Genomic DNA, 7,357 nt, shown 5'->3' on the forward strand with positions numbered 1-7,357 from the left:
ATAGAATGTCTTGCCCATGTTCACAAGAGCCATCTTGTTGAGCTTTATGTCGATAAGCTTCGCGCCTTGGCTGCCGTCGGGATTCTGGATGTAGACGACGGGATATGTGTTGGCGTCCGTATTTGCGGGTGAACCGTCACGGAAGTCAAAGCGTGCGGTCGCACGCTCCACTTTCACCGGACCGCGTGATGCGTTGGCGGCGGAGTTGTCTATTGTACCCAAAGCACCGGCGACGCCGTTGATTTCAGAAAGGTTGAAACACTTGTCTTCCGATGTGTAGCTGTCCCATGCCGACATCTGCTGAGGTATCTCGCGCACTGCAATCTGGCTGTTGGTCATAAGGAAGTTGCCGCCGTTTGTCGATGACCAGATGGCGCCTTCTGTCTGGTTGCCTTCTACGGATACTGTCCACGGAGTGTTGATCCACTCGGTGTCGCCGTAGGCGGCTGTGGCGAGTCTGTCGACCATTCCGCCGGTGGGGTTGGCTATCACGAACACGCAAATCTCCTTGTTGAAGTTCGCGGCATCGGAATAATACTGGCTAAGCTCGGTTTTGTTGAATTTTGCCGTAGCATGATATGAGCCGGCGTTGGGCTGTTGTGCCTGATGTTTGTAGATGTTGTCGCGCATAACGGAGGCAGCGCCGATAAAACCGTAATCGCGGCGGGCAAGCACGAGGAGCACTTCATTCACGTTGTTTTCTACATCTGTGCCGACTTCAGTGCCGTTGTTGGAGGTGTTGTCTCCATCAGTGAAGGATCTTGTGGAACCCATGCCCGGCATCTGGAAGTTTACGCCAAGATATACGGATGGTCCGTCTTCATTGCCTGTCGAACCGTTGTTCTGTCCGGCATTGCTGATGTCGTCGGAGCAGCCTGCAAGCAGAGCGAGCGTGGCGGTTCCAAAGAAGAATTTTCTGAAAAGATTCATATGTCAGTTGTTATTTTGGTTTAATCTGTCTGTTGGTTCTGCAAGTTGGATATGAAACTGAAGTCATCTTGACCTCAGTTTCTGAATCATTAGGTTTTCCGGATGTTGTCTGCCGTTTTTTATCTGTCGTTCTCTTCGATGGCGGTGAGATTGTCAATGGCGGCTCCGGCTTCTTTGACTCCGCGTGAGGCAGCTCTTTCGAAAAGTGCGCGTGCTGAACTGAAGTTACCTTTAATGCCCTCCAACACACCGCGTGCGTATGTGGCTTCGGGAGAGTCTCCCGCCTTTTCAAGATGACGCGCCGCCGACTCAAGATTGCCGTCCCGCATCTCGATGTTTGCGGCATTAAGATTGGCATCGGTGCTTTCGGGATACATTCTCACCGCTACCCTGAAGGCTTCCTCATATTCGGGCGATGCCGGGTCCATTGCCGATGTGGCGGCAAACATCTCGTTAAGACTAAGTTTTCTGGGGTCTGTGAAGATAAGACGTTTGATTTCATTGATGTCGGTATAGTTCCTGACTGTGTATTCCACAGTGTAGTCTGAATGTCGCAGTCCGGGGTATACCTCTCTGAGAAGGAATTCGTATTGGCGCGGATAGCGTCTGCGTATCTCTTCGTTCCTGGGATCCGGCTCCATGTCGGAGTTTATGATGGCGAGTATTCCTTCGCGGTCGGCAATGTCTGATTTTTCAACGTAACGGCGCAACCCTTCCCAGTCTTCCGGTTCATATGACGTAGCGATGATGGAGGCGGGGAATGAATATTGTCCGAGAACGTAGTCTTTAAGTGTCGCTGTTCTCCCTTTGGCGAGTCTGACGTTGTTGGTGTAAGAGCCTTCGGGAGATGCGTATCCCTTTATTGTCATGGCTTTGAATTGCACGTCTTTGTCAAGGCGCACGGAATCAATCGTGGCGTTGATCTTGGCGAGTTCCGCGGGGTTGCGGCGGTAGTCGGGATATAACTCCGTGCGGTTTACCGGAAAGTCGATATATGCCGATCCTTTGATTTCACGGTGCTTTACCAGCTCGGCTTTAGGGGTTACGAAGGCGAAGAGCGGTCTGAATGTGACCTTCTCTTTGGGTGTGAGGTCAAGTGTCTTGGCGGGAATGTCTGTGGCTGCTATCGGCTCGCCGCAGCATCCGCATGATTTTGCAGAGAGCACCAGCTCGGCTTTTCCCATCCATGTGCTGAACGGAGCTGAAGCCTGGTAGGGCACTGTGAGATTTTTTGAAGCTTTGTAAAGAGCGGGAGAGGGCCAGTCCTCTTCTCCTTCGCGGATATGAAGATAATATCTTGAGCGTCCGGCGATTGTGAGAGCCGGCAGCCTCAGCGTGTCTTCCTTGTTGACAAGCATGGGGGTGACTGTCACTTCCCGGTTGCTGTTGAGCGTGCTATAGCCGCTCAGGTCGAGATCCATCTTTACGAACAAGTTGTTTTCTGTGCGTGCCACATCTATGTTAGAGGCTCTTACCGCGTCTGTAGGAGTCTTGTCGGAAGCAGCTGCGCCAACGAACCCTAATGAAAGAAGGGTTGCAATGCAAAGCGATTTTAGGTTCAAGATCAGAATACGTAGATTAGATTGATTGCGGCTTTCGTGGGCCCTACATAATTGTGAACTCTGTTTTCTTCAAGTCTTGTCCCGCATTTGGCGCAAGGGTAGGCGTCATATCGTGTATACGCCCATCCTATGCCTACTTCGGCTTCTGCGCTCCAGTGTCGGTTGAGAATCCATGTGTAGCCATATGCGACACCTGCGCCTGCATACCACCCCTGGTGTACTTGCGTGCGCAGTTTTTCGAAATGAGTTCCAAGAAAATTACATCCGTTTTTCCATCCTCCGAAGTTATATTGCCCTCCAAGCAGGTGAAGACCTACGAAGTGTCCTGAAAAACGGTCACAAAACCAATAGCGTGCCTCCGGCTGCACGAGCCAATGTTTCCATCTGCGACCATTGTCGAGCTTCCAGAGATTCAGGTTGCCCGAAACATCCAGACTCCATTTGGGAGCAAGACCAAACTCGATGCCTATGTTAGGAGTTAATGCCGCATCATAGAGTAAATTTGTTTTGACTCCTACCTGCGCGTTCGCACTGAGGGCGAAAAGCGCTGACATAATGATTAATCTGACTGCTTTCATCAATTATTGTAAATTTGCGAAGCCACGCATGTGCACGGATAGCGTATGGTGATGGTACATCAAATTGCGCAAGCCTCTTTCTATGTCTCTGAATACAATTTTTTTTATGGATCCATGCCGATATAGGGTGTTGGCATGTGGGAGATGGCGGTATCCCTCTCTCAAATTTTTCGCAAAATTACAAACAAAATTTGTAAAATACCCCCCCCATTTGTTAAATAACGTTAAAGTGTTGTATGTTCTTGATTTTGTTGCTTTTAAAGACTTTCATGTTCAGCATACGGGAAGCAGTAGAGGATTGACGCCTCCCGCAATCGGCGGTCGCATCAGGCGTATCGGAAAAAAGAATGAGGGGAAAGGATTCTTGAATGTAACGAATCCTTTCCCCACGGGAATAAGCTAAGTAATCTGTCAGTTGTCTGCAGACCCTGGCGTTTGTGCCTTAAAGTGTTTTCTTCACTTCGACTTCTTCGAAGGCTTCTATGAGGTCGCTTTCGCGGACGTCGTTGTAGCCTTGTATCGACAGACCGNAGTCGTAACCTGAAACAACTTCCTTGACATCGTCTTTGAAGCGTTTGAGAGAACCGAGTTCGCCGGTGTAAATCACGATGCCGTCGCGGATCAGGCGCACTTTGCTGGCGCGTTTGATTCTGCCGTCACGCACGATTGCTCCGGCAATAGTGCCGACTTTCGAGATATGATAGGTCTGAAGCACTTCCGCCGTTCCGGTAATCTCTTCCTTGATTTCGGGAGAGAGCATACCTTCCATAGCGTCTTTGACTTCCTCGATTGCCTTGTAGATGACTGAGTAGAGACGGATCTCAACTCCCTCTTTCTCTGCTTCGCGTTTAGCGGCTGCGGAAGGACGCACCTGGAAGCCGATGATGATGGCATCGGATGCTGCGGCAAGTGTGACATCGGATTCGGAGATGGCACCCACACCTTTGTGAAGCACATTGACCTGCACCTCTGGTGTGGACAGCTTGAGCAATGAATCCGAAAGTGCCTCGATTGAACCGTCTACGTCTCCCTTGACAACGAGGTTGAGTTCGTGGAAGTCGTTGAGCGCGCGGCGGCGGCCAAGCTCTTCGAGACCGAGACGCTTCTTGGTGCGGAGACCGAGTTCGCGCTGTAGCTGCTCGCGTTTGCCTGCTATCTCTCTCGCTTCCTGCTCTGTCTCAAGGACATTGAAGGTGTCGCCGGCGGTGGGTGCGCCGTTGAGACCGAGAATAAGCACCGGCGTGGCGGGTCCAGCTTCTTTGACGCGCTGGTTACGCTCGTTGAACATTGCCTTTACCTTGCCGTAATGTGTGCCGGCGAGAATGACATCTCCCACACGGAGTGTGCCGTTCTGGACAAGCACCGTGGCAACATAGCCGCGACCTTTGTCGAGAGAGGACTCGATTACCGAACCGATCGCGTTGCGCTCGGGATTTGCCTTGAGGTCGAGCATCTCGGCTTCAAGAAGCACTTTTTCCATGAGTTCGTCCACTCCGATTCCTTTCTTCGCAGAAATGTCCTGACTCTGGTATTTGCCGCCCCATTCCTCCACAAGGTAGTTCATCTGGGCGAGTTCCTCTTTGATTTTGTCCGGGTTTGCCGTGGGTTTGTCGATTTTGTTGACAGCGAACACCATCGGTACACCAGCTGCGGATGCATGGTTGATCGCCTCGATGGTCTGGGGCATCACGTTGTCGTCGGCAGCCACGATGATAATGGCGAGGTCGGTGACTTTGGCACCGCGGGCACGCATTGCCGTGAACGCTTCGTGACCCGGTGTGTCGAGGAATGTGATGTGTCGTCCGTCGGCGAGCTTGACGTTGTAGGCTCCGATATGCTGTGTGATGCCTCCTGCCTCACCAGCGATCACGTTTGCCTTGCGGATGTAGTCGAGAAGAGATGTCTTGCCGTGGTCTACGTGTCCCATGACTGTGACGATCGGCGGACGGCTCTGGAGGTCTTCCTCCTTGTCTTCAACAACCTCGATGGCTTCGGTGACATCGGCGCTGACGAATTCGGTTGTGAACCCGAATTCCTCGGCAACTATATTGATTGTCTCCGCATCGAGACGCTGGTTGATGGATACCATCACACCGAGGTTCATGCAAGTGGCGATGACGTTGTTGACAGGAACATCCATGAGGTTGGCGAGGTCGTTGGCTGTCACGAACTCGGTGATTTTGATCACTGAGCTTTCAGCCGCCTCGCGCTGCTGGTTCTCCAGTTCGCGGTTGTGCATCTCCTCGCGTTTTTCCTTACGCCACTTCGCGCTCTTCTTGGGGGCTTTGTTGGTGAGACGCGCAAGAGTTTCCTTCACCTGTTTCTGAACGTCTTCGGAATTGATTTCCGGTTTTACGGGGCGTTTGTCGCGCTTACGTTTGTTTTCGCCTCTTCCGCCACCCTGCTGGGAATTGCCCTGACGGTCGTTGCCTTTGTTTTCTTTCTTGCGGTTTTCAGAGCCGAAGCCAGGTTGAGACACTGCTTTCTCGATGTCTACCTTCTCTTTGCCGATGCGCTTGCGTTTTTTCTGGGCGTTGTCGCCGCCATGGGCGCGTGCTGCCTCGGCGCGGCGTTCGCTGCGGCTTTTCTTACGCGGACGTGTGGACTGGTTGATCGCGGACAAGTCTATCTTTCCGACAACTTTCAGCTCCGGGCCGGCAGGCGTGGGAGCATAACGGAATACGCCTCCATTGTCTTCTTTAGGTGCTTCTGTTTTTGCCGGTTCCGCTTTGGGAGTCTCTTTTGCCGGTTCTTTCACTGCATTATCCTGTTTGGGAGCCTCTGCTTTGACTGTGTCGGGTCTGGCAGCGGGCGCTGCTTTCGGCTCGGTCTTGGGCTCCGGTTTTACTTGCGGTTTGGGTTCCTGAACCGGTTTTGGCTGAGGCTGGGGCTGAGGCTGAGGTTTCACCTCGACCTTCGTCTCAGGTTTGGCTTCCGGCTTTGGTTCCGGTTTTGCGGCCACGGGCTGTTGCGGTTTTGTCTCCGCTTTGGGTTCCGGTCCGCTTTCGGCTGCATGTTTCGCTTCAGCGGTAGCAGTCTGTTTGGGAGCGTCAAGGTCGATTTTGCCCAAAATGCGAGGACCGCCTGCATGTGGAACGGTGGTCTTTATCTCGTCTGTGCGCGGACGCTCTTTAGAAGATTGCTTTTCCTTACGTTCCTGTTTTTTAGCGGCGGCAAAGTCATCTGATTTCTCCTTTATGCCCTTGTCTTTGCTGAATTCCTTGGTGAGGATATCAACCGCATCTTCATCGATACGGGTGTTGGGACCGGGATTCTCTTCGATCTCGACATTGTTTTTGCGCAGGAATTCCACAGCAGTGTTGATTCCTACATTTAAGTCTTTTGCTACTTTGCTGATCTTTATGCGCATATGTAATTTTTGTGATTGCTATTAAAATGTGAAGCAGAGGCAGTGCCTTTTGCTTCCCGTGAGAGGAGAGGGCAGCGGCTGTCTGCGGTTATTCCGGTCAGTCTTCAAACTCTGCGCGGAGCACATCGAGAACGTGCTGTAGCGTGGAGTCTTCAAGATCTGCCTGGTCAAGCACATGCTGCGGGGCGTTGAGCACGGCTTTGGCTGTGCCGAGACCAAGATCTTTGAGTGCCTCGATTACCCATTCGTCGATTTCATCGCTGAATTCGTCAAGGTAGATGTCTTCCTCGCCGGGCTCTATGTCGCGGTATACGTCGATCGAATATCCGGTGAGCATGGAGGCAAGACGGATGTTCATACCTCCTTTACCGATGGCGAGACTGACCTCGTCAGGGTGAAGGAATACCTCTGCCTTGCGGTCTTCTTCGTTAAGACGGATCGAGGAAATCTTGGCGGGACTAAGCGCGCGCTGTATGTAGAGCTGGGGATTGGCGGTGAATGAAATCACGTCAATGTTCTCGTTGCGGAGCTCACGCACGATTCCGTGGATTCGGCTTCCCTTGATGCCGACGCAGGCTCCGACGGGGTCGATGCGGTCGTCATAGCTTTCAACGGCTATCTTGGCGCGCTCGCCGGGAATGCGTGCCACATCCTTGATGGTGATGAGTCCGTCGTGGATCTCAGGCACTTCCTGTTCGAAAAGACGGCGGAGGAAGCGGGGATCGGTGCGGCTTACGATAATCTTGGGATTATTGTTGGGGTTGTCAACTCTTTTTACGATTGCGCGGACCATATCGCCTTTATGGAAGAAGTCTCCGGGAATCTGTTCTTCCTTGGGCATGATAAGCTCGTGCTGTTCTTCGTCGAGAAGAAGCATCTCGCGTTTCCAGATCTGATGAACCTCACCTGTGATGACC

General features: G+C 52.2%; 4 protein-coding genes and 1 pseudogene. All 5 read right to left on the reverse strand.

The window, feature by feature from the left end; translation table 11 throughout:
* Positions 1 to 930, reverse strand: a pseudogene (locus JX312_RS06500) (hypothetical protein); the annotation flags it as partial.
* A 119-nt stretch (positions 931 to 1,049) separates the two neighbouring features.
* Complete coding sequence (locus tag JX312_RS06505) at positions 1,050 to 2,492, reverse strand: DUF3868 domain-containing protein (protein WP_124029562.1); 1,443 nt, start codon at positions 2,490 to 2,492, stop codon at positions 1,050 to 1,052.
* Positions 2,493 to 2,494: 2 nt separating this feature from the next.
* The gene (locus JX312_RS06510) at positions 2,495 to 3,046 is read right to left on the reverse strand and encodes a DUF3575 domain-containing protein (RefSeq protein WP_239653834.1); all 552 of its coding nucleotides are present in this window, start codon (positions 3,044 to 3,046) and stop codon (positions 2,495 to 2,497) included.
* A 466-nt stretch (positions 3,047 to 3,512) separates the two neighbouring features.
* Entirely contained in the window at positions 3,513 to 6,440 is a 2,928-nt protein-coding gene (infB, locus tag JX312_RS06515; RefSeq protein WP_204457444.1) for a translation initiation factor IF-2, read from the reverse strand.
* 97 nt (positions 6,441 to 6,537) lie between these two features.
* Positions 6,538 to 7,357: transcription termination factor NusA (gene nusA / locus JX312_RS06520; protein ID WP_204457445.1), on the reverse strand; the 820-nt coding region annotated here is incomplete at its 5' end.

The sequence above is a fragment of the Barnesiella sp. CU968 genome (assembly GCF_905219685.1).
Taxonomy (GTDB): domain Bacteria; phylum Bacteroidota; class Bacteroidia; order Bacteroidales; family Muribaculaceae; genus Lepagella; species Lepagella muris_A.